The 18,584-nt window shown below is 70.3% G+C and carries 20 protein-coding genes; 6 read left to right on the top strand and 14 right to left on the bottom strand.

The features are described from left to right. Position 1: 1 nt before the first annotated feature. Positions 2-1,408: an OprO/OprP family phosphate-selective porin gene (locus ACQ66R_RS19145; RefSeq protein ID WP_430424508.1), complete on the bottom strand. Its 1,407-nt coding sequence runs from the start codon at positions 1,406-1,408 to the stop codon at positions 2-4. A gap of 218 nt (positions 1,409-1,626) precedes the next feature. Here ACQ66R_RS19145 and ACQ66R_RS19150 point away from each other — a divergent pair, with 218 nt between their 5' ends. Then, the gene (locus ACQ66R_RS19150; protein ID WP_430424510.1) at positions 1,627-3,471 is read left to right on the top strand and encodes a methyl-accepting chemotaxis protein; all 1,845 of its coding nucleotides are present in this window, start codon (positions 1,627-1,629) and stop codon (positions 3,469-3,471) included. Here ACQ66R_RS19150 and ACQ66R_RS19155 read toward each other — a convergent pair. The 7 genes from ACQ66R_RS19155 to ACQ66R_RS19185 form a co-directional block, all read right to left on the bottom strand. Next, positions 3,468-4,004: a Rid family hydrolase gene (locus ACQ66R_RS19155; protein WP_430424512.1), complete on the bottom strand. Its 537-nt coding sequence runs from the start codon at positions 4,002-4,004 to the stop codon at positions 3,468-3,470. The genes ACQ66R_RS19150 and ACQ66R_RS19155 overlap by 4 nt on opposite strands. Before the next feature lie 47 nt (positions 4,005-4,051). Further along, positions 4,052-4,249: a hypothetical protein gene (locus tag ACQ66R_RS19160; protein WP_430424514.1), complete on the bottom strand. Its 198-nt coding sequence runs from the start codon at positions 4,247-4,249 to the stop codon at positions 4,052-4,054. Then, entirely contained in the window at positions 4,246-4,995 is a 750-nt protein-coding gene (locus ACQ66R_RS19165) for a DUF899 domain-containing protein (RefSeq protein WP_430424516.1), read from the bottom strand. The genes ACQ66R_RS19160 and ACQ66R_RS19165 overlap by 4 nt, the downstream gene beginning before the upstream one ends. 23 nt (positions 4,996-5,018) lie before the next feature. After that, entirely contained in the window at positions 5,019-5,555 is a 537-nt protein-coding gene (locus ACQ66R_RS19170; RefSeq protein ID WP_430424518.1) for an SRPBCC family protein, read from the bottom strand. Then, positions 5,552-5,947, bottom strand: coding sequence for an ArsR/SmtB family transcription factor (locus ACQ66R_RS19175; protein WP_430424520.1), 396 nt, complete (start codon positions 5,945-5,947; stop codon positions 5,552-5,554). The genes ACQ66R_RS19170 and ACQ66R_RS19175 overlap by 4 nt, the downstream gene beginning before the upstream one ends. 352 nt (positions 5,948-6,299) lie before the next feature. Continuing rightward, a complete protein-coding gene (gene nadC, locus ACQ66R_RS19180; RefSeq protein WP_430424522.1) occupies positions 6,300-7,166 on the bottom strand; it encodes a carboxylating nicotinate-nucleotide diphosphorylase in 867 nt (288 codons plus the stop codon). Then, on the bottom strand, positions 7,163-7,774 hold the full coding sequence (locus ACQ66R_RS19185) for a TetR/AcrR family transcriptional regulator (protein WP_430424524.1): 612 nt from the start codon (positions 7,772-7,774) through the stop codon (positions 7,163-7,165). Before ACQ66R_RS19185 ends, nadC begins: the two co-directional genes overlap by 4 nt. Positions 7,775-7,824: 50 nt before the next feature. Here ACQ66R_RS19185 and ACQ66R_RS19190 point away from each other — a divergent pair, with 50 nt between their 5' ends. After that, complete coding sequence (locus ACQ66R_RS19190) at positions 7,825-8,418, top strand: hypothetical protein (protein WP_430424526.1); 594 nt, start codon at positions 7,825-7,827, stop codon at positions 8,416-8,418. Here ACQ66R_RS19190 and ACQ66R_RS19195 read toward each other — a convergent pair. The 4 genes from ACQ66R_RS19195 to ACQ66R_RS19210 all read right to left on the bottom strand — a co-directional run bounded on the left by ACQ66R_RS19195 (position 8,406) and on the right by ACQ66R_RS19210 (position 13,613). Further along, on the bottom strand, positions 8,406-9,914 hold the full coding sequence (locus ACQ66R_RS19195; protein ID WP_430424528.1) for an L-aspartate oxidase: 1,509 nt from the start codon (positions 9,912-9,914) through the stop codon (positions 8,406-8,408). The genes ACQ66R_RS19190 and ACQ66R_RS19195 overlap by 13 nt on opposite strands. After that, positions 9,907-10,368 carry a hypothetical protein gene (locus tag ACQ66R_RS19200; RefSeq protein WP_430424530.1) on the bottom strand — a complete coding sequence of 154 codons (462 nt, stop codon included), beginning with the start codon at positions 10,366-10,368 and terminating at the stop codon, positions 9,907-9,909. The genes ACQ66R_RS19195 and ACQ66R_RS19200 overlap by 8 nt, the downstream gene beginning before the upstream one ends. 1 nt (position 10,369) lies before the next feature. Next, on the bottom strand, positions 10,370-11,455 hold the full coding sequence (nadA, locus tag ACQ66R_RS19205; RefSeq protein ID WP_430424532.1) for a quinolinate synthase NadA: 1,086 nt from the start codon (positions 11,453-11,455) through the stop codon (positions 10,370-10,372). A 178-nt stretch (positions 11,456-11,633) separates the two neighbouring features. Continuing rightward, positions 11,634-13,613: an ATP-binding protein gene (locus ACQ66R_RS19210; RefSeq protein ID WP_430424534.1), complete on the bottom strand. Its 1,980-nt coding sequence runs from the start codon at positions 13,611-13,613 to the stop codon at positions 11,634-11,636. A 275-nt stretch (positions 13,614-13,888) separates the two neighbouring features. Between ACQ66R_RS19210 and ACQ66R_RS19215 the strand changes: the two genes are divergently transcribed. Beyond that, complete coding sequence (locus ACQ66R_RS19215) at positions 13,889-15,010, top strand: cell wall hydrolase (protein WP_430424536.1); 1,122 nt, start codon at positions 13,889-13,891, stop codon at positions 15,008-15,010. A 1-nt stretch (position 15,011) separates the two neighbouring features. Here ACQ66R_RS19215 and ACQ66R_RS19220 read toward each other — a convergent pair whose 3' ends face one another. Together ACQ66R_RS19220 and trxB are read right to left on the bottom strand one after the other, a co-directional pair. Beyond that, positions 15,012-15,503, bottom strand: coding sequence for a GNAT family N-acetyltransferase (locus ACQ66R_RS19220; protein ID WP_430424538.1), 492 nt, complete (start codon positions 15,501-15,503; stop codon positions 15,012-15,014). Then, positions 15,500-16,510 (bottom strand): thioredoxin-disulfide reductase, encoded by a 1,011-nt coding sequence (trxB, locus tag ACQ66R_RS19225; RefSeq protein WP_430426359.1) that lies wholly within the window; start codon positions 16,508-16,510, stop codon positions 15,500-15,502. Before trxB ends, ACQ66R_RS19220 begins: the two co-directional genes overlap by 4 nt. Positions 16,511-16,610: 100 nt before the next feature. Between trxB and ACQ66R_RS19230 the strand changes: the two genes are divergently transcribed. Genes ACQ66R_RS19230 through ACQ66R_RS19240 form a run of 3 tightly spaced genes read left to right on the top strand, consistent with a single transcriptional unit; the run spans position 16,611 to position 18,583 of the window. Next, complete coding sequence (locus ACQ66R_RS19230) at positions 16,611-16,811, top strand: hypothetical protein (protein ID WP_430424540.1); 201 nt, start codon at positions 16,611-16,613, stop codon at positions 16,809-16,811. Positions 16,812-16,847: 36 nt separating this feature from the next. Beyond that, a complete protein-coding gene (gene pseI, locus ACQ66R_RS19235) occupies positions 16,848-17,903 on the top strand; it encodes a pseudaminic acid synthase (protein ID WP_430424542.1) in 1,056 nt (351 codons plus the stop codon). A 5-nt stretch (positions 17,904-17,908) separates the two neighbouring features. Beyond that, the gene (locus tag ACQ66R_RS19240) at positions 17,909-18,583 is read left to right on the top strand and encodes a DNA alkylation repair protein (RefSeq protein ID WP_430424543.1); all 675 of its coding nucleotides are present in this window, start codon (positions 17,909-17,911) and stop codon (positions 18,581-18,583) included. Position 18,584: the final 1 nt, after the last annotated feature.

Genomic DNA, 18,584 nt, shown 5'->3' on the forward strand with positions numbered 1-18,584 from the left:
CTCAGAACGCGAACTGGCTGCGGATCGACAGCACGTTGGCGTCGTCGCCGACCTCGACCCCGGTGGCGCTCAGGCGGTCGACGTCGATGTGCTGGTACTGCAGCTGGAAGCGGACGACGGCGTTCGGATACCAGTTCAGCGCCGCCGTCGTGATCGTCTGCTCGCCGCCGCGGATGCCGCCGGCCGGGGTCGCCGCGCCGCGGAGACCGGCCTTGTCGTCGAGGTCCAGCACGCTGTAGCGGCCGGCGATCTCAAGGGCGCCCCAGGCGCCCTCGGCGGGGTTGAAGGCGGTCTTGGGCCGGATGCCCCGGAAGCCGCCCGACTGGTTGAGCCACGCGCGCCGTTCGCCCGTGATGGTCCAGGCGGCCTGTGCGTACCAGCCATCGAAGCTGGCGTTGGCGGCGCCCGTCCGGTCGAGGTCGATCCGGAAGGCCTCGGCGGAGGCCTGCAGGTTCTTGTAGTTGAAGCCCAGTTCGGCGCCGTAGGTCGTGGCGCCGCTGGCGTTGAGGCTTCCGGTGTCGACGAGGCGTGTCCCGTCGACCCGCAGTTCCGGCCGCTCGCGAAGGCGCAGCTGGCGGGTGCGCGCCGCGCCGGCGCCGGTGTCGGCGACCTTCAGGACCCCCGAGACGGCGCCGCCGACGTGGAGGGCGAAGTCCTCGTCGCCCAGCGGGCTCCAGGCGAGGCGGCCGATGTAGCCCATCTGCTCGTCGAACTCGGGCGCGGCCGGCGTTCCGACCACGGCGCCGGTCAGGACGCCCGAGGCATACCAACGCTTGCCGTTCGCAAAGACCCCGACGCTGCTGCGCCCGTCGCCGCCTGCGATACCACGGACCAGCTCCGCCGCGGCGGCGCGCTCGATGAACACGCCGTCGGTGATGCCCGTGGCGTCTTCCAGGCCCACGGGAGTGGCCCAGGCGCCGGCGCGCAGACGCACCGGGACGCCGCCCGGCCGCCAGCCGGCGTACTCGATGTAGGCCTGGTTCAGCACGGCCTGTTCCGAGCCGCTGCCGCCGAACTCGCCGGTCAGGGCGTAGTTCCAGTCCCGGGCGAACGTGCCCTCCACGCCCAGGCGGGCGCGGCGGAAGTTGGTTCCGGAGTTCAGGTCGTTTGCGCCTCGCGTCTCGTCGTACGCGGCGCCGTCGAACTGGACGAGACCGCGCACGGCGAATCTCTGGCCGTCGGCGGTGGAGATCGTGGGCCGGCCGTTCGAGAGCGCGGTGGTCGGCGCCTTCTTGCGCTCGGCCTCGGCCTTCTGGGTGGCCGCCTTGATGTCGGCGAGCTCGCCGGTGAGGGCGGCGATCTTGGCTTCGAGCGCGGCGATCCGCTCCTCGGCGGTCTGCGCCAGGGCCGTTTGCGCCACACCGGCCAGCAGTAGGGCCAGGAGCGAGGCCCGCATCATCGTCTTCATCGGGGTCCGAAGTCCATTACGGTCGTGTGACAGCCTTAAAGACGGATACGATGAACGACCGGTTCACATGATCGAAGAAGCAACTTCAAGTATATGAGGTGGGAATTCTGGGAATTACCGGTTGCGCGGGGTGCGTCGACAATTCGCACCATGATTAATTAGATGGTCATTGCCTTGCGTCATGCGTGGCCTGTCACTTGAAGCGCGCAGGACCGCCCGTGAATTTTCGGAACCTCTCGATCTCGGCAAAGCTTGTTTTCGTTTTCGCCGGAATGCTCGCCACCATCGCGGCGGGCGGCGTGGCTCTCTACCTGAACAACGCGTCGCTGCAGGCCTCGGTGGCCCGCACCGACCACGCCCAGCAAGCGCTCTCGGCGGCGGTCGACGCCACGTTCCGGCTGGCGCGGCAGGAGAACTCGCTGCGCGGGTTCCTGCTCTCGGGCGACACCTACTACGCCAAGCGCATCAACGAAGTGCACAAGGTCAAATTTCTCGAGGCCATGAAGACCTTGGAGGCGTTGGCCCAGGGCGATGCCGCGGCGACGGCGCGCGTGGCCAAGGCCAAGACGGCCTTTGCGAACTATGAGACGGTCGCGCTGAATGTCGGCATCCGGCTGGGCTCAGACCCGGCGACCCGCCCCGAAGGCGTGGCCCTGGTCAGCCATGACGGGGTTGCGGACAAGGCGATCGAGGCGGTCGAAGACGCCATCGGCGCGATCAATGACGCAGCCGCCAAGTCGCTGGAAAGCGAAGCCGCCGCCCAGGCCGCAGCGCTGCAGCGGGTGACCATCGGCCTCATCGCCGGGGTGGCCCTGCTGGCCGCCCTGGCCCTCGCCGCGGGCGTGATCCTGGCCCGCTCGATCGCCGATCCCGTGCGGGCGATGACCAAGGTCATGCGACAACTGGCCGCGGGCGACAACAACGTCGATGTGCCCGCCACCGACCGCAAGGACGAGGTGGGCGCGATGGCGCAGGCCGTGCTGAGCTTCAAGGAAAGCGCCCTTGCGCGGATCCAGCTCGAGCGGAAGGCCGAGGAGTCGGAGGCCGATGCGGAACGCCAGCGCAGCCACGCCGAGGCCGAGCGATCGCGCGCCCAGGCCGAGCAGGCCGCCGTGGTGAAGGCCCTGGCGCTGGGCCTGTCGCGCCTGTCGTCCGGCGACCTGACCTATCGGATCACGGACGCGTTCCAGGGGAGCTACGAGGAACTGCGTCACGACTTCAACACCGCGGTCTCGAACCTCGAGCGCACCCTGGGCCAGATTGTCGACGGCTCGGGCGCCATCACTTCGGGCGCCGGTGAGATCAGTCAGGCGGCCGACAACCTGTCGCGGCGCACCGAGGCCCAGGCGGCCAGCCTGGAAGAGACCGCCGCAGCTCTGGACGAAATCACCGCCACGGTCCGCAAGACCGCCGACGGCGCCCAGGCCGCCGACTCGGTCGTGAACGAAGCCCGCGCCAGCGCCGAGGCCTCCACCGACGTGGTGGGGCGCGCGGTGTCGGCCATGGGCGAGATCTCGGCCTCGTCGCAACAGATCAGCCAGATCATCGGCGTGATCGACGAGATCGCGTTCCAGACCAACCTGCTGGCGCTGAACGCCGGCGTCGAAGCGGCGCGCGCCGGCGACGCGGGCAAGGGCTTCGCGGTCGTCGCCTCGGAAGTCCGCGGCCTGGCCCAGCGCTCGGCCGAAGCGGCCAAGGAAATCAAGTCGCTGATCTCGGCCTCGTCGGAACAGGTGGGCGCGGGCGTCGAGCTGGTCGACCAGACGGGCAAGGCGCTGCATCAGATCTTCGAGCAGTTCAGCCAGATCGCCGTGGTGGTCCGCGACATCGCCGCCTCGGCGCGCGAGCAGGCCTCGGCCCTGGGCCAGGTGAACACCGCCATCAACCAGATGGACACGAACACCCAGCAGAACGCCGCCATGGTGGAAGAGAGCACGGCCGCCAGCCACACGCTCTCACGCCAGGCCAGCGAACTGACCCGCCTGGTCAGCGCCTTCAAGGTGCACCCGGGCGCCGGCCGCCGCGCCGTCGAATCCGTGCAGCCGCTGCGTATGGCGGGTTAGGGCAGCGCCTTCTTCCGCGGGACGTAGGCGATCATCTGGATCTCGAGGACGCCGTCGTCGGCCAGCAGGCCGGTCGTGCCGACGGCGGTCCACGCGGGGTGGGGCGGCGACATGAACTCGTCCTTGGCCTTGGCGAAGGCGGCGAACTGTTCGTCGCGCGTGCCCTTGAATCCGGGGCCATCCCAGACGTGGAACGTGTTGATCATGACCACGTCGGCGAAGGTTGCACCGTCGGCCTTCAGCATCTGGTCGATCGAGCGGAAGGCGCCGCGCACCTGTTCGGTGAACGCCGCATGGTCGGTCGGCGGCTTGCCGTAGGGCCCGGCGATCACGCCCGAGATGTAGAGGAAGTCTCCGGCGCGGCGCGCGGGCGCAAACTTGTAGGCGTCGTAGTTTCGCTGAGCGCCGGGGCTTTGGATCACGACGTGGCCGCCGGGCGATGGCACGATCCTGGGATAGCCGGCGGCCGGCTGGGCGTGGGCGGGGAAGGTGGCGGTCGTCGCCATGACGGCGATGAGGACGGGCTTGAGCATGGCCGCGACTAGAGCCCAGGCCCGCCCCGCCTGCCAATGCCCGAAACCTATCGCGACGCCCGCTGCAGCCAGGGACCCAGGTGGAACGCGCTCATCAGCACGTACATGACGACCATTCCGCTGACCGGAGCCGGGGCGGGGCCGCACACGGTGACTGCGGCCCTGGCGTCGAGCGCGGCCGTCACCGCCGCCATGACCGTGAAGGTCGGGGCGGCGGCGAGGCTGAGCCAGGCGGCTGGCCTCATGCCTTGGCCTTGGCCGAAGCCTCGCGGAAGGCCTTCTCGCCGGCGTCCGAGATCTCGGCCCACTTTGCATCGGGCGCAGCCTCGTAGGAGTCGTGCCACCTCCACCACTTGTAGCTGGGGTGCTGGGGATAGCCCTCCGGTGAGTCTTCCCAGAGCTCCTGGCGGCCCAGCGGGGTGATGTCGAGATAGGCCCAGGTGCCGCCCATCGCCTCGTCGCCGCGGTTGTTCAGGAAGTAGGTGCGAAACACCCGGCCGTCGTCGGCGCGACAGAAGACGTTGGTGCCATGCCATTCGCCGACGCCGAAGTCCGTGTCGAAGTCGTCGGTGATGCTGACCCACGGGATATCCTGCCAGCCCATCCGCGCCTTCAGGCCCGCGATCTGGTCGGGGTTGGCGCGGGAGGCGAACACCAGCGTCACGTCACGGGCGTTGAGGTGGGCCGGATGGGCCACCTGGTCGGCGACCAGCGAACAGCCGGGGCAGCCGCGGTCCGGCCAGCCGTGGACGCCGGGTTCGTAGAAGGCGCGGTAGACGATCAGCTGCCGCCGCCCGTCGAACAGCTCCAGCAGGGTCTTGGGGCCGTCGGCGGTGTCGAAGCTGTAGGCCTTGTCGACCTCGACCCACGGCATTCGGCGCCGCTCGGCGGCCAGGGCGTCGCGAGCGCGGGTGAGGGCCTTTTCCTTGACGAGAAGGGCCTGGCGGGCGGCTTCCCAGGCCTGGGCGGAGACGATGGGCGGGGTTTGCACGAGGCAGGCTCCTTCGACGGAAACTATTTGGGCAGGCGGGCGTCGTACTCGCCGCGCAGGCGGGTCCAGTTGGCCCAGAACAGCGGCAGCTCGCCCCCGCGCAGGACGCCGATCAGGATGTCGACATGGGCGTGCCAGCCGGCCGAGACGCCGAGCAGGTTCCCGCGGTCAGGCAGGCGGCGGTGGGTGAGCGTCAGCTTCACCTCGGCGCCCTTCGGCTCGAGCTCGAAGGTCACCTCGCTGCCGCTCGCGCCCCAGCCCAGCACCAGCAGGCGCGGAGCCTCGAAGCGGATGACCTCGCAGTCCATGCGGCGCTCTTCCGGGACCCCCTCGGGACGCTGCTCGTGGCGACCGGACAGATCGTCATTGCGCCAGACCAGCTCGACCTTGGCGCCCGGCTGCTCGGGCATCTCGCCGGTGGCCAGCCAGCGGCTGCGCAGGTCGCTGTCGGTGAGGTAGGACCACACGCGCTCTATCGGGCCGGGCAGCATGCGCTCCAGGCGCACGGTCATGGGTGCGATCAGCTCGCCGTGCGGGCTGAGGATGGCGGCGTCGGTCATTGGTCGTCTCCTGAAACGTCGGGGGTCGGGGCCTGGGTGGGCGCGGCGCGGGCGTCTTCGGCGCGCAACAGGCTTTCGAGAGCGTCGAGGCTGCCGGTCCAGAATCGCTCGTAGGCCCCGATCCAATCGTGGGCGTCTTCCAGCGGGCGGGCTTCCAGCCGGCAGATGTGGGTGCGCCCCTGGATGGTGCGTCGGACGAGGCCGGCCTTCTCCAGGGCCTTGATGTGCTTGGAGGCCGCCGCCAGCGACATGTCGAAGGGCGCGGCCAGTTCGCCCACCGTCCGCTGGCCGCCCGAGAGCGAGCGCAGCATCCGGCGGCGGGTGGCGTCGCCCAGAGCGTGGAACACGGCGTCGAGCCGGACGTCGGCGGGGGCGAGTTGTTGTTCAACCATATTGTTGAATATGGAGGCGGCGGGATGATTGTCAACCGATTGGTTGTGGATTTCGAGGCGGCCTATGGGTGTCCTTCTCCCCTTGCGGGAGAAGGTGTCAGCCGCAGGCTGACGGATGAGGGGTCGCGCGAGCCTTCCAGTCTGAGCGCGCCGCAGGCGCCTTCAGGCGCGTCCGGAGCCGTCTGCGTGGGTCTATGGGCCAACTGAAGAGCGCGGACGCGCCCTCGTGCGACCCCTCATCCGACCTGCTTCGCAGGCCCCCTTCTCCCGCAAGGGGAGAAGGGTGCGGATTGGACTCGCTGTGGAGGTTCTCTCGGTGTCGCCCCCACTGAGGTGGGCGTTCTGCTCACACCTACTCGCCGACCGCGTCCAGGCCGATGTCCAGGACCTTGGCCGAATGGGTCAGGGCGCCGACGCTGATGACGTCGACACCGGTCTCGGCGATGGCGCGGACGGTGTCGAGGGTGACGCCGCCCGAGGCCTCCAGGGTGACCCGACCGCCCACGATCTCGACCGCCGCGCGCAGGTCGGCCAGGCTGAAGTTGTCCAGCATGATCACGTCGGGGTCGCCGGCGAGCGCTTCCTGCAGCTGAACCAGGGTGTCGACCTCGACCTCGACCTTCACCAGATGGCCGGCGAAGGCCTTGGCCCGGCGAACCGCCTCGCCCACCGAGCCGCAGGCGGCGACGTGGTTGTCCTTGATCAGGATGGCGTCATCCAGGCCGAAGCGGTGGTTCACCCCGCCGCCGCAGCGCACGGCATACTTCTCCAGCGCCCGCAGCCCTGGCGTGGTCTTCCGCGTGTCGGTGATCCGGGCCTTCGTGCCGGCGACGCAGTCGACGTAGTCCTGGGTCAGGGTGGCGATGCCGCACATGCGGCCCAGCAGGTTCAGGGCGGTGCGCTCGGCGGTCAGGATGGCGCGCGCATTGCCGCTGACCCGGGCCAGCGCCGTGCCGGCCGGCACGACGTGGCCGTCGACGGCGAGCGGATGGAACGTCGCGTCCGGATCCAGCTCGGCCAGGGCCAGGCGGATGCAGCTGAGCCCCGAGACCACCCCGCCCCGCCGCACGGCGAAGTCGGCGGTCAGCCGGGCGTCGGCGGGCACGCAGGCCTGGGCGGTGATGTCGCCGGCGCGGCCCATGTCCTCGGCCAACGCGGCGCGGACGACGGGCGCCACGATCAGATCGGGCAGGGGGGCGATGGTCGGGAACGGGGTCATGACAGGGCCGTAGGCTTGGACAGGGCGATACCCGCGAGGAAGCCGCGGATCAGGGTGAGGGTGGCGGCTCGGACTTCCAGACTGGCGGCGGCCGGATCGGCGGCGACCGCGATCCTGAGCGCGCCCTGCACGAAGGCGCCGAACACCAGGTGCGAGAGGGTGGGGACCACCTCCTCGTCCAGAAGTCCGGCCTCGGCCAGGTGGCCCATGGCGTGGGCGATGAGGCCGATGCAGACCGGCTCCTGCAAGGTGATCCACTGCTGGAAGCCCAGCACCGAGGGGCCGTCGATCAGCAGCAGCCGGCGGGCGTCGGCCGCCTCGTAGGCGTCGAACATCTTCGAGCCGCCGACGATGATCTCCTCCAGGGGATGAGGGCTCTCGGCCATGGTGGAGAGATCGACGTACTTCGCCACGTCGGCCATCACCGCCTCGCAGGCGGCGCGGAACAGGTCGGTCTTGTCCTTGAACTGGTAGTAGACGGCGCCCTTGGTCAGCCCGGCCGCCGCCGCGACCTCGTCCACCGACACCGCCGCATAGCCGTTCTCGGCGAACAGACGACGCGCCTGGGCGACCAGCCGGTCGCGATTTGTGAGCGGGGCCGTTGACATCATACTCTCGGTATGGCGATCATACTGAGAGTATGACAAGGGATTTGGACATGCGGCTTCCCACGTGGGCGATGGTTTCCGGCGCGGCTCTGATCGCGCTGGCCTTGGGTCTGGCCTTCACGCAGGCATACGGCGGCTACACCGAGAAGGGCGTGCTGGCGGGGACGGCCGTCACGGCGCGCTGGGCGTTCCCGTTCTTCATCGCCGCCTGGAGCGCCTCGTCGCTGGCCAAGGTCTGGCCTGGGGGCTGGCGCACGGCGCTGCTGCGCCGCCGGCGCGCGATCGGCCTGGCGTTCGCCGCCAACCACTTCGTGCACCTGGGCTTCGTGGTCGTGGCCGTGTCGCAGTTCGGCCAGGCCCGGCCGCTGTTCGTCTGGCTGCTGGGCGGCGGGGCCTATGTAATGATCGCGCTGATGGCGCTGACGTCGAACAACGCCGCGCAGCGCTGGCTGGGGCTGGCGCGATGGAAGCTGTTGCACGCCACCGGCGGCTGGTGGGTGCTGGTGATCTTCGCGAACAGCTATGTCAGCCGCATCCCGATCAAGCCCGCGCTGGCGATCCCGGCGGTGGCCCTGATCGCGGTGGCGCTGGGCCTGCGGATCGCCGCGGCGCTGAAGGAGCGGGTGCGGGCTCAGGCGGCCTGACACGCGCGTTCCGCGGCGGTGACGAAGGTGCGTTCGGGTTTCGCCGCTTGGGGGTAGTCGGCGCGGAAGTGACCGCCCCGGCTTTCCCGGCGGGCCAGCGCCGCCTCGGCGACCAGGCGGGCGGCCACCAGGGGCGCGGCGCGGCCATGCTGGCCCTCCAGCGCGCCGATCTGGTCAGCCAGCCGTGTCAGACCCGCGGCGTCGCGCACCACGCCGGCGTCCCGGCTCATCGCCTGGCGCAGGACCGCCAGGGCCGGAGCCGGGAGTTCGGGCGCGATGGCGGCGCGGACCAGCGGACCGGTCGCGGCGGTCGTCTCGCGGGCGGTGTGACCGGCGCGGCGGCCGAAGACGGCCGTCTCCAGCAGCGAGTTGGACGCCAGGCGGTTGGCGCCGTGAACCCCGGTCGCGGCGCACTCTCCGGCCGCGAGCAGGCCGGGCAGGGTGGTGCGGGCGTGAACGTCGGTGGCGATGCCGCCCATGTGGTAGTGGCAGGCGGGCGCGACCGGGATCGGCTGCACCCGCGGATCGACGCCGCCGCCCATGCAGGCGGCGAAGACGGCGGGAAACTCGTCCGGGAAGTGGGCGCCCACGGCCTGACGGGCGTCCAGGAAGGCGCCGCGGCCGGCCAGACGCTCGGCATGGATGGCGCGGGCCACCACGTCGCGCGGCGCCAATTCAGCGTCCTTGTGATAGCGGGCCATAAACGGCGCGCCGTCGGCGCCGGTCAGCTTCGCCCCTTCCCCGCGCAGGGCCTCGGTGGCCAGCGGGGCGGGGTCGCGGCCGATGTCGATCGCCGTGGGGTGGAACTGGACGAACTCGGGGTCGGCGATCGTGGCGCCGGCGAGAGCGGCGAAGGCCAGGCCCTCGCCCTTCAGCTCGGCCGGGGTGGTGGTGATCGCATAGAGTCCGCCGATGCCGCCGGTCGCCAGGATCACGGCGCGGGCGGTGATCTCGATCAGCTCGGCGCCTTGCCGCACCACGACGCCGCGCACGCGGCCGCTTGCATCCTGCAGCAGGCCCGCCAGCTTCCAGCCGGTGCGCACCTCGATATGCGGGGAGGCGAGGGCGGCCACAGTGACGGCCTGCATGATCGCCTTGCCGGCCTGGTCGCCCTTCACCCGGGCCACGCGGGCGCGGGAGTGGGCGGCTTCCAGGCTCTGGGCGAAGGCGCCGTCGGGCGTGCGGTCGAAGGGCGCGCCCAGGCCGGCCAGCCAGCGCACCGCCTCGGGGCCTTCCTCGGCGAGCAGGTGGGCGACCTCGGGCACGACGAGACCCGCGCCAGCGGCGATGGTGTCGGCGGCGTGCAGTTCGGGCGTATCGTCGGCGCTGAGCGCGGCGGCGACCCCGCCTTGAGCCCAGGCCGACGAACAGCCGCTGTTCAGCGGCGCGTCGGTGATCAGCAGCACGCGGGCGGGCGCAGCCGACATGGCGGCGGCGAGCCCGGCGAGGCCGGCGCCGACGACAATCACGCCGTCATGGTTCAGGCGCTCAGCCATGGGTCGCCTCGTAGAACACGTCGGTGGGGCGGGTGCGGGCCGCGATGTCGAAGGCGCCGTAGACTTCCCAGTGCACGCCGGTCAGGTCGCGGCCCAGTTGGGCGGCGGCGTCCCGGGCGGCCGCATGGGCTGCGCCGCGCTGTGACCACGCGCCCAGGTGGGTGACCTGCACGGCCTCGCCGGCCGGCGTGCTCCAGGGCGCGACGGCGCCCATGCCCGGGAACGGCCGGGCCAGGCCCACGCCGATGCGCAGGTCCAGCACGCCGTCGTCGTCCTCGCCCTCGCACAGCACGACGTCGCCCCAGTAGGGGCCGTAGTCGCCGGTGCGCAGCGCCGCGTGGACAGAGTCCAGCGCCTTGAACACGACCGCCCCCATGTGTTCGGGGCGGACGCGGGCCGTGACGGCCGCGAGAGGTTGGGCCGCCACGGTCGTGATGACCGGGTCGTAGCTCACGTCAGATCAGCTCCACATCCACATGGTGGCGGGCCTTCACGAGGTCGTAGCGGGCGGGTCGGACCGGCGGCGGCAGGTCGACCATCCGCTGGACGGCCAGTCGCGCACGTTCGGCGATCGCCGGATCGACGGTCACTTCGTAGCGGTCGTGCAGCAGGGCCTCGTAGATGTTCTCCAGCGTGATCATCTTCATGTGCGGGCACAGGTTGCACGGGCGCACGAACTCGGTGAACGGCGCGTCGGCGGCGACGTTGTCGGCCATCGAGCACTCGGTGATCAGCACCACGCGCTTGGGTTTGCGCTGGATAACGTAGTCGTTCATCGCCGCGGTCGAGCCGGCGAAATCCGAGACCTCCAGCACTTCGGCCGGGCACTCGGGGTGCGCCAGGACCTCGGCGTCCGGATAGGCGGCCTTGAGCTCCAGGATATCGGCGGCCGTGAAGCGCTCGTGCACTTCGCAGCGGCCCTGCCAGGCGATAATCTTGATGTCGGTCTGGCGCGCCACGTTGCGGGCCAGGAACTCGTCGGGGATCAGGATCACCCGGTCGACGCCCCACAGGCGCGCCGCTTCTTCCACCACCTGCACGGCGTTGGCGCTGGTGCAGCAGATGTCGGTCTCGGCCTTCACGTCGGCGGTGGTGTTCACGTAGGTTACCACCGGCAGGCCGGGGTAGCGCTGCTTGATCAGGCGTACGTCGGCGCCCGTGATCGAGCTGGCCAGCGAGCAGCCGGCGCGCAGGTCGGGGATCAGGATGCGCTTTTCCGGCGACAGGATCTTCGAGGTCTCGGCCATGAAGTGCACGCCGGCCTGGACGATGATCTTGGCGTCCGAACGGGCGGCCTCCTTGGCCAGGCCCAGGCTGTCGCCCACGTAGTCGCCCACGCCGTGGAAGATCTCGGGCGTCATGTAATTGTGGGCGAGGATGACCGCGTCCTTCTCGCGCTTCAGCCGGTTGATCTCGGCGATGAGCGGAGCCTGGAGGCGCCACTCCATAGGCGTGACGTGGTGCTTGACCTTCTCCCATGCGGGAGCGGTCTCAGCCTGGACATCAGGTGTAAACGCGAACTGGAACCCGTCGGCGGCCATGGAACCCTCCTTATGCTCAAAGTGAGCATTTCTCAGGCCTAAAAGAGAGCGCCTGGGGCTTAACGGGCTCCGGCGCTTTTGCTCACTTGGAGCATAACCACTATATGGGGCTGACGTAGCGACGTGCAAGGGGCTTTTCGCGGGAGAGTTGAACTGTCTATCGGCGGCTTCGTCGGGGTTACGCGCTCGGCGCGGTGACCTCGGCGATGGCGGCGGCCAGCTGGTCGGGGCCGTAGGGCTTGCGGAGCAGGGGCCATGGGGCGTCTTCGGCGGCGACCAGGACTTCGCCCGTGTAGCCGGAGGACAGGATCACCGGCAGGCCGGGACGCTGGCGCACCGCCACCCGCGCCAGATCCACGCCCGACTTGTCCCCCGGCATGATCAGGTCGGTGAGCATCAGGTCGAAGGTGTCGCCCGTCTCCAGGATCGAGAGCGCTGCGTCGGCATGCTCGGCGCGGCGCACGTGGTGGCCCAGGTCGCTCAGCATGGCGTCGACCATCTCGGCCACCTGCAGGTCGTCCTCGACGAGGAGGATGCGAAGGGATGGACCCAAACGGGCCGCCGCCGCCGCCCCGGTGACATGCGCGGCGATCGCGCCGGCGGCGATGCGCGGCAGGTACAGGCAGACGCTGGAGCCCTTGCCCGGCGCGCTGTCGACCGTCGCGACGCCGCCGCTCTGTCGGGCGAAGCCGTAGACCTGGCTGAGGCCCAGGCCTGTGCCCCGGCCGGGCGCCTTGGTAGTGAAGAAGGGCTCGAAGACGCGCGCCTGGGTCTCAGCGTCCATCCCGACGCCGGTGTCGTGGACGGCCACACAGAGATAGTCGCCGGCCTCCAGGGTCTCGACCTGGCGGGCGTCCAGGCGGACGGGCAGGGTCTCGATCCGGATCATCCCGCCGCTGGGCGTGGCGTCGCGGGCGTTGACCACCAGGTTCATGATCGCCGCTTCGAACTGGCTGGGGTCGAGGTTGACCACGCATTCGGGCGCGGCGGGGGCCACGATCAGGTTCACGGATTCGCCGACCGCGCGGCGCAGCAGGGGCTCGGTGTCCTTGAGCAGAGCGTCCACCTGCACCGGCTCGGGCTTCAGCGCCTGGCGACGGGAGAAGGCCAGCAACTGCTGGGTCAGGCGCTCACCGCGCCGCGCCGCGCCCTGGGCCGCCCCGATCATCCGCTCGCGGCGCGCCTCGTCCTTGGGATGGCGCTGCATCAGGTCGAGCGCGCCGATGATCACGGTCAGGAGGTTGTTGAAGTCGTGGGCGACCCCGCCGGTGAGCTGGCCCACGGCGTCCAGCTTCTGGGCGCGCTGCAGTTGCGCTTCAGCCTCGTCGCGCTCGCTGAGGGCAGCCTGCACCCGCTCGGCGAGGAGATCGTTGATCCGCTGCAGATCCTCTTCGGCGCGCTTGCCGTCACTGACGTCGAACCCCACGCCGATAAAGCCCTGGAATGCGCCGTCCGGTCCCCAGCGAGGCTGCGACACCGAGCGGACCCAGCGGAACTCGCCGTCGGCGCGGCGGTACCGCGCCTCGAGGGTGAACAGCCGGCGCGAGGCTTCGCCGGCGACCTGCTCCTCGAGGATGCGCGCCATGTCGTCAGGATGCAGGACGCGGCGCCAGTCGAAGTCGATGGCCTCCTCATAGGGTACGGCGAGAAAGTCGACGTAGGCTTTGTTGGCGAACTCGCGCCGGCCGTCCGTGCGCGTGACCCACATCAGGATGGGTGCGCTGTCGGCCAGGGTGCGGAACCGGGACTCGGTGACCTCCAGCGTCTGCTGGGCCGCCGCCTGGCTCGCCGCCGCCTCGTCCAGGCGCAAGAGGCCGGTCCGAAAGTTCTCGCAAAGCACCACGGTCAGCGCCCCGGAGACGCCAAACAGGGCCTGCAGCCGCATCAGGTCCACCGTGAGGAAGGGGCTGGGGGACAGCAGGTTGAGCGTCAACGCCGTCGCCAGCAGTAGCCATCCCCAGCGGGCGCCGACCAGGATCGTCGCGGCGATCAGGGCCGGGAAGTAGGTGATCGACAGTCCCAGGCCCCGTTCCGGACCGAGCAGCAACAGCCGCAGACCGACCGCGGCCACGAGGGCCACGACGGTGACCGCCAGGCCTTCGAAGAAGGTCGGCGAGCGTCGCGGTACAAGCCGAAGCGGCCACAGCGCCGGCGTCATGGAACTGGCATCAAACCCCCCGGCCCGAACAGGGCCGAGCACAGCATGGGATGCGCCGGAGGCCCGCGCAACCTTCGTCGAACAAGGTATGCCGAGCTGACGCCGGCGGGCCGGCTTGCATGAATTTTGCCCGGCGCGGGTCCTATTGGAGCCCATTTGCTCCTATATGCGACAGCCTTGAATTGAGGAGGGGTAGGTCCCTGACGTCGAGTTGGAGACATGGGCTTCGTCCCGCGTGGACGAAGATCGGGGCCGTTTCGGTCCTGGCGGCCGCCATGGCCGGACCGGCCTGCGCGCCCCAGGGCGCCGGCGCGGACAGCCGCAACGTGGCCAAGTTCGTCTCGACCGACATGTCCAACCGCGGCCTGACCCGGCTGGCCTACAGCATGGATCCGTCCATGCGCGCGCTGGCGATCCGGCATGACCCGGGCGTGCGTCGCGCCGACCTCTGGTCGCGGCCGGAGGGCTGGGAGCGGCTGGACCTCAACACTGTCCCGAACCTGGGCTTCACCGGCGACGCCGCGGGCGAGACCGCGGAAGAGCTGAACGCGCTGCGCTCGTTCTCCAATCTGCCCATCCGGCCAATGAAGCCGTTCTACCTCGCGCCCAGCAGCCCCGAATACGGCCGCGCGCTCGAGTGCCTGAGCCAGGCCGTCTACTACGAAGCCGCCCGCGAGCCGCAGCTGGGTCAGGAGGGCGTGGCCCAGGTGGTGCTGAACCGCATGCGCCATCCCGCCTATCCGAAGTCGGTGTGCGGCGTGGTCTACCAGGGCGCGGCGCGGACCACGGGCTGCCAGTTCACCTTCACCTGCGACGGCTCGCTGCGCTGGGCGCCGCAGCCGGCGCTCTGGAGCCGGGCCAGGGCTGTCGCCGCCCGCGCGCTGGCGGGCCACGTCGACAAGACCGTGGGCTCGGCCACGCACTATCACGCCCAGTACGTGGCCCCCTACTGGGCGCCGACGCTGGTCAAGATGACCCAGGTGGGCCAGCACATCTTCTATCGGTGGACCGGCCCGTGGGGCGAGCCGCCGGCGTTCACCGGCCGCTACGCCGGTGGCGAGGCCTATCTGTCGCCCGCCATTCTGGGCGCGCTGGACCAGCGGACCCAGGGCGGCGTGCTGTCGCCCGAGGCGCAGGGCATCTCGGCCGAGCGCAAGATCACCCTGGCCGTGGCCGGCGAGGTGCGCACCTACAACGTCGTCGACCCCACAGCCCCGGGCGGCGAGAAGACCCGGGTGATGGGCGTTCTCTACTCGTCGCGGCGCCAGCCGACGGCCGACGAGGTCAAGCGCATCAACCAGAGCCTCGAGGCGATCGAGCGCTCGATGGACGCCAAGCCCTCGACGCCGCCGTCCCTGGCGCCGACCACGACCACGGCGAACGGACCCGCCGCCTGAGCTAGGGCGTGAACGCGTCGGGATAGGCGACGCTCAGCGGATGATCGAAGGCGCCGCGCTCCAGGGCCAGCGCCATGAACGATGGGCTTCCGGAGTAGGGCGAGGCCACCCGGGCCGCGGTCTCGGCGAGAAACCCGAAGCGCGGATAGTACTCGCGGTGACCCAGGACCAGCACGCCGTGCGCGCCGAACTCCTTGGCTGCGTCCAGGCCGGCGCGGACCAGCGCCGAGCCCGTGCCCGACCGCTGCAGGCCCGGCCGCACGGCCATGGGCGCCAGGGCGGCGAACATTTCGGCCCGGTCGGCGAACAGGCGGCTGAACAGGATGTGGCCGGTGACCTGGTCGTCCTCCACCGCCACCAGCTCCAACAGCACATCGCCGTCGGCGCGCAGCCGCTCAATCAGCCGCACCTCGTCTGGCCCGCCGAACGCGAGTTCGTTCACCTCGGCGATGGCGGGATGGTCTGCGGTCCGGGCGTAGCGGATCAAGCTCACCAGGCCCCGATCTTCTGGGCCTCTTGGTGGCTGATCGGGTCGTGGGCCTTCTTATGGTCTTCCTCGGCCAGGAAGCGGACGGCCTCCAGCGCGGCCATGCAGCCCATGCCGGCGGCGGTGACGGCCTGGCGGTAGACGTCGTCGGTGACGTCACCGGCGGCGTAGACGCCCTCGATCGCCGTCGAGGCGGTCCCGGCCTTCACCTTCAGATAGCCTGAGGCGTCCATCTCCAGCTGGCCCTGGAAGAGCTGGCTGGCGGGGGCGTGACCAATGGCGATGAAGACACCGTCGGCGGCCAGGGTCTGGGTCGCGCCGGTCTTGACGTTCTTGAGCCGCGCGCCGGTGACGCCCAGCGGGTCGGTTTCGCCCAGCACCTCGTCGATCACGCTGTCCCAGACCACTTCGATCTTCGGGTGATTGAACAGGCGCTCCTGCAGGATCTTCTCGGCCCGGAACTCGTCCTTGCGGTGCACGACGGTGACCTTGGACGCGAAGTTGGTGAGGAACAGGGCCTCTTCCACGGCGGTGTTGCCGCCGCCCACCACGATCACCTGCTTGCCGCGATAGAAGAAGCCGTCGCAGGTGGCGCAGGCGGAAACGCCGAAGCCCTGAAACTTCTGCTCGGTCTCGAGGCCCAGCCACTTGGCCTGGGCGCCCGTGGCGATGATGAGGGTCTCGGCCAGCCAGACCTGGCCGCTGTCGGTCTCCAGCCGGAAGGGACGCTGCGACAGGTCGGCCTTCAGGACGATGTCGCTGATGATTTCCGTGCCCACATGCTCGGCCTGGGCCTGCATCTGCTCCATCAGCCAGGGGCCCTGGATCACGTCGGCGAAGCCTGGGTAGTTCTCCACGTCGGTGGTGATGGTGAGCTGGCCGCCGGGCTGGATGCCCTGGATCAGCACGGGCTTCAGCAGCGCGCGGGCGGCGTAGACGGCGGCGGTGTAGCCGGCGGGGCCGGAGCCCACGATCAGGCAGCGGACGGAGCGAGGTTCGGACATGGCGCTAATGTAGTGTCGATTCCGGGCGCGCGCGACGCCTCAGCGTGCTGGGGCGGGGAACGATCTGGCGCGCCGGCCGCTGATGGTGCGATCGAGCGGGAGCGTAACCATGAACAAGCTGAAGACGGCCGGCGTGATCTTCCTCATCGCCCTGGCGCTGGGCGCCGGTTGGGCGCTGTGGATGGGGCTGAAGCTGCTGGCGTGGATCGCGGCCGCGGGCCTGGTGATCGGCATCGTCGCCGGCGCCGCCCTCAAGAGCCGGTCACGGCCGAAGCTCGCCGCGCCGGACGACAACGCCCGACTTGGTTAACGAGGTCTTCAGCGGCGCAGGCGTAGTCTCTGCGCCATGGCCAAGACCCCAGAAATCGAGATCGCCGGCCGGAAGATCGGCGCCGCCCACGAGCCGTATGTGATCTGCGAGCTTTCGGGCAACCACAACGGCAGCCTGGACCGGGCGCTGGTGATGGTGGACGCCGCCGCCGAGACCGGCTGCGACGCCATCAAGATCCAGACCTACACCGCCGACACCATCACCATGGACGTCGACCGGCCCGAGTTCAAAATCCACGGCGGACTCTGGGACGGGCGCAGCCTCTACGAGCTGTACGAAGAGGCCCACACGCCGTTCGAATGGCATGCGGCGATCTTCGAGCGGGCGAAGACGCGGGGCGTGACGATCTTCTCCAGCCCCTTCGACGAGACCGCGGTGGACCTGCTCGCCGACCTGGGCGCGCCGGCCTACAAGATCGCCTCGTTCGAGGCCGTCGATCTGCCGCTGATCCGGTACGCGGCGTCCAAGGGCAAGCCGCTGATCATCTCGACCGGCATGGCCAACCTGGCGGAGATCCAGACCGCCCGCGACACCGCGCTGGCCGCCGGCGCGCCGGGCGTGGTGATGCTGCACTGCGTGTCGAGCTATCCGGCCACCTTCGCGGACGCCAATGTGCGGACCGTCACCGACATGGCGCAGCGTTTCGACTGCCCGATCGGGCTTTCCGACCACACGCCGGGCACGGCGGCGTCAGTCGCCGCGGTGGCGATGGGCGCCAGCGTGATCGAGAAGCACTTCACCCTGGCCCGCGCCGACGGCGGGCCCGATGCCGCGTTCAGCCTGGAGCCCAACGAGTTCAAGGCCCTGTGCGACGACACCAAGGCCGCCTGGGCCGCGCTGGGGCAGGCGCACTACGACGTGCTGGGCTCGGAGCGGGGCAGCCTGCTGTTCCGCCGCTCGCTGTACGTCACCGCCGACGTGAAGGCCGGCCAGCCGCTGACTCGCGCCAACGTCCGCTCGATCCGGCCGGGCAACGGCCTGCCGCCCGCCCACTTCGAAGAGGTGCTGGGCCGCACCGCCAAGCGCGACCTGGCGCGTGGCGAGCCCCTGGCCTGGGACATGTTAGCCTAGGGGTCATGGACCCCGTCGACGACCCGACGATCTTCTCAATCGTTCAGCAGATCGTCGCGCCGCAGCCGGGCGATCCGCAAGCGCGACTCACGACTCCGATCCTGCGGGCGAGACGTCGCGAGATCTCGCGTGCGCTTGGAGACGCGCCGGCCGCGGACGTCCTTCGGCTCGCGCGGCATGTCGAGGGCGCGCTTCCCCAGGAGCAGAAATGGATCGCCTACGAGCTGATCCGCCATCACCCCGGCGCGTTCGCGGCCATCGGCGTGGCCGAGATCGAGGACTTCGCCGGCCGCACCACCTCCTGGTACGCGGTGGACGGGCTAGGGACGATCCTGACCGGCGCGCTCTGGGCCAGGGGGCAGCTGCCGGACGCGCTGTTCGACGCCTGGTCCGGCTCCGAGAACCGCTGGCTACGACGCTCGGCCCTGGTGGCGACGGTGGGCCGCAACGCCGTGCGGCCCGATCCCGAACGCACCTTCGCGCTGTGCCTGCGGCTGGCCGACGACCGCGACGACATGGTGGAGAAGGCGGTGTCCTGGGCGTTGCGCTGGCTCGCGCAGAAGGACCGCGCGGTGGTGGACGCCTTCTGGGACGCGGAGACTGACCGTTTCCGGCCGCGAGTGCGCCGCGAGGTGGCCCATAAGCTCAGCACGGGACGGAAGACTCCCCGTCGGCGCTGAA

Source organism: Phenylobacterium sp. (assembly GCF_965284355.1).
Lineage (GTDB): Bacteria > Pseudomonadota > Alphaproteobacteria > Caulobacterales > Caulobacteraceae > Phenylobacterium.

What these genes read in the sequence shown, in the direction of transcription:
- ACQ66R_RS19145 (WP_430424508.1), bottom strand. Translation starts at nt 1,408, where the DNA reads ATGAAGACGATGATGCGGGCCTCGCTCCTGGCCCTACTGCTGGCCGGT.
- ACQ66R_RS19155 (WP_430424512.1), bottom strand. Translation starts at nt 4,004, where the DNA reads ATGCTCAAGCCCGTCCTCATCGCCGTCATGGCGACGACCGCCACCTTC.
- ACQ66R_RS19160 (WP_430424514.1), bottom strand. Translation starts at nt 4,249, where the DNA reads ATGAGGCCAGCCGCCTGGCTCAGCCTCGCCGCCGCCCCGACCTTCACG.
- ACQ66R_RS19170 (WP_430424518.1), bottom strand. Translation starts at nt 5,555, where the DNA reads ATGACCGACGCCGCCATCCTCAGCCCGCACGGCGAGCTGATCGCACCC.
- ACQ66R_RS19175 (WP_430424520.1), bottom strand. Translation starts at nt 5,947, where the DNA reads ATGGTTGAACAACAACTCGCCCCCGCCGACGTCCGGCTCGACGCCGTG.
- nadC (WP_430424522.1), bottom strand. Translation starts at nt 7,166, where the DNA reads ATGACCCCGTTCCCGACCATCGCCCCCCTGCCCGATCTGATCGTGGCG.
- ACQ66R_RS19185 (WP_430424524.1), bottom strand. Translation starts at nt 7,774, where the DNA reads ATGTCAACGGCCCCGCTCACAAATCGCGACCGGCTGGTCGCCCAGGCG.
- ACQ66R_RS19190 (WP_430424526.1), top strand. Translation starts at nt 7,825, where the DNA reads ATGCGGCTTCCCACGTGGGCGATGGTTTCCGGCGCGGCTCTGATCGCG.
- ACQ66R_RS19195 (WP_430424528.1), bottom strand. Translation starts at nt 9,914, where the DNA reads ATGGCTGAGCGCCTGAACCATGACGGCGTGATTGTCGTCGGCGCCGGC.
- nadA (WP_430424532.1), bottom strand. Translation starts at nt 11,455, where the DNA reads ATGGCCGCCGACGGGTTCCAGTTCGCGTTTACACCTGATGTCCAGGCT.
- ACQ66R_RS19210 (WP_430424534.1), bottom strand. Translation starts at nt 13,613, where the DNA reads ATGACGCCGGCGCTGTGGCCGCTTCGGCTTGTACCGCGACGCTCGCCG.
- ACQ66R_RS19215 (WP_430424536.1), top strand. Translation starts at nt 13,889, where the DNA reads ATGGCCGGACCGGCCTGCGCGCCCCAGGGCGCCGGCGCGGACAGCCGC.
- ACQ66R_RS19230 (WP_430424540.1), top strand. Translation starts at nt 16,611, where the DNA reads ATGAACAAGCTGAAGACGGCCGGCGTGATCTTCCTCATCGCCCTGGCG.
- pseI (WP_430424542.1), top strand. Translation starts at nt 16,848, where the DNA reads ATGGCCAAGACCCCAGAAATCGAGATCGCCGGCCGGAAGATCGGCGCC.
- ACQ66R_RS19240 (WP_430424543.1), top strand. Translation starts at nt 17,909, where the DNA reads ATGGACCCCGTCGACGACCCGACGATCTTCTCAATCGTTCAGCAGATC.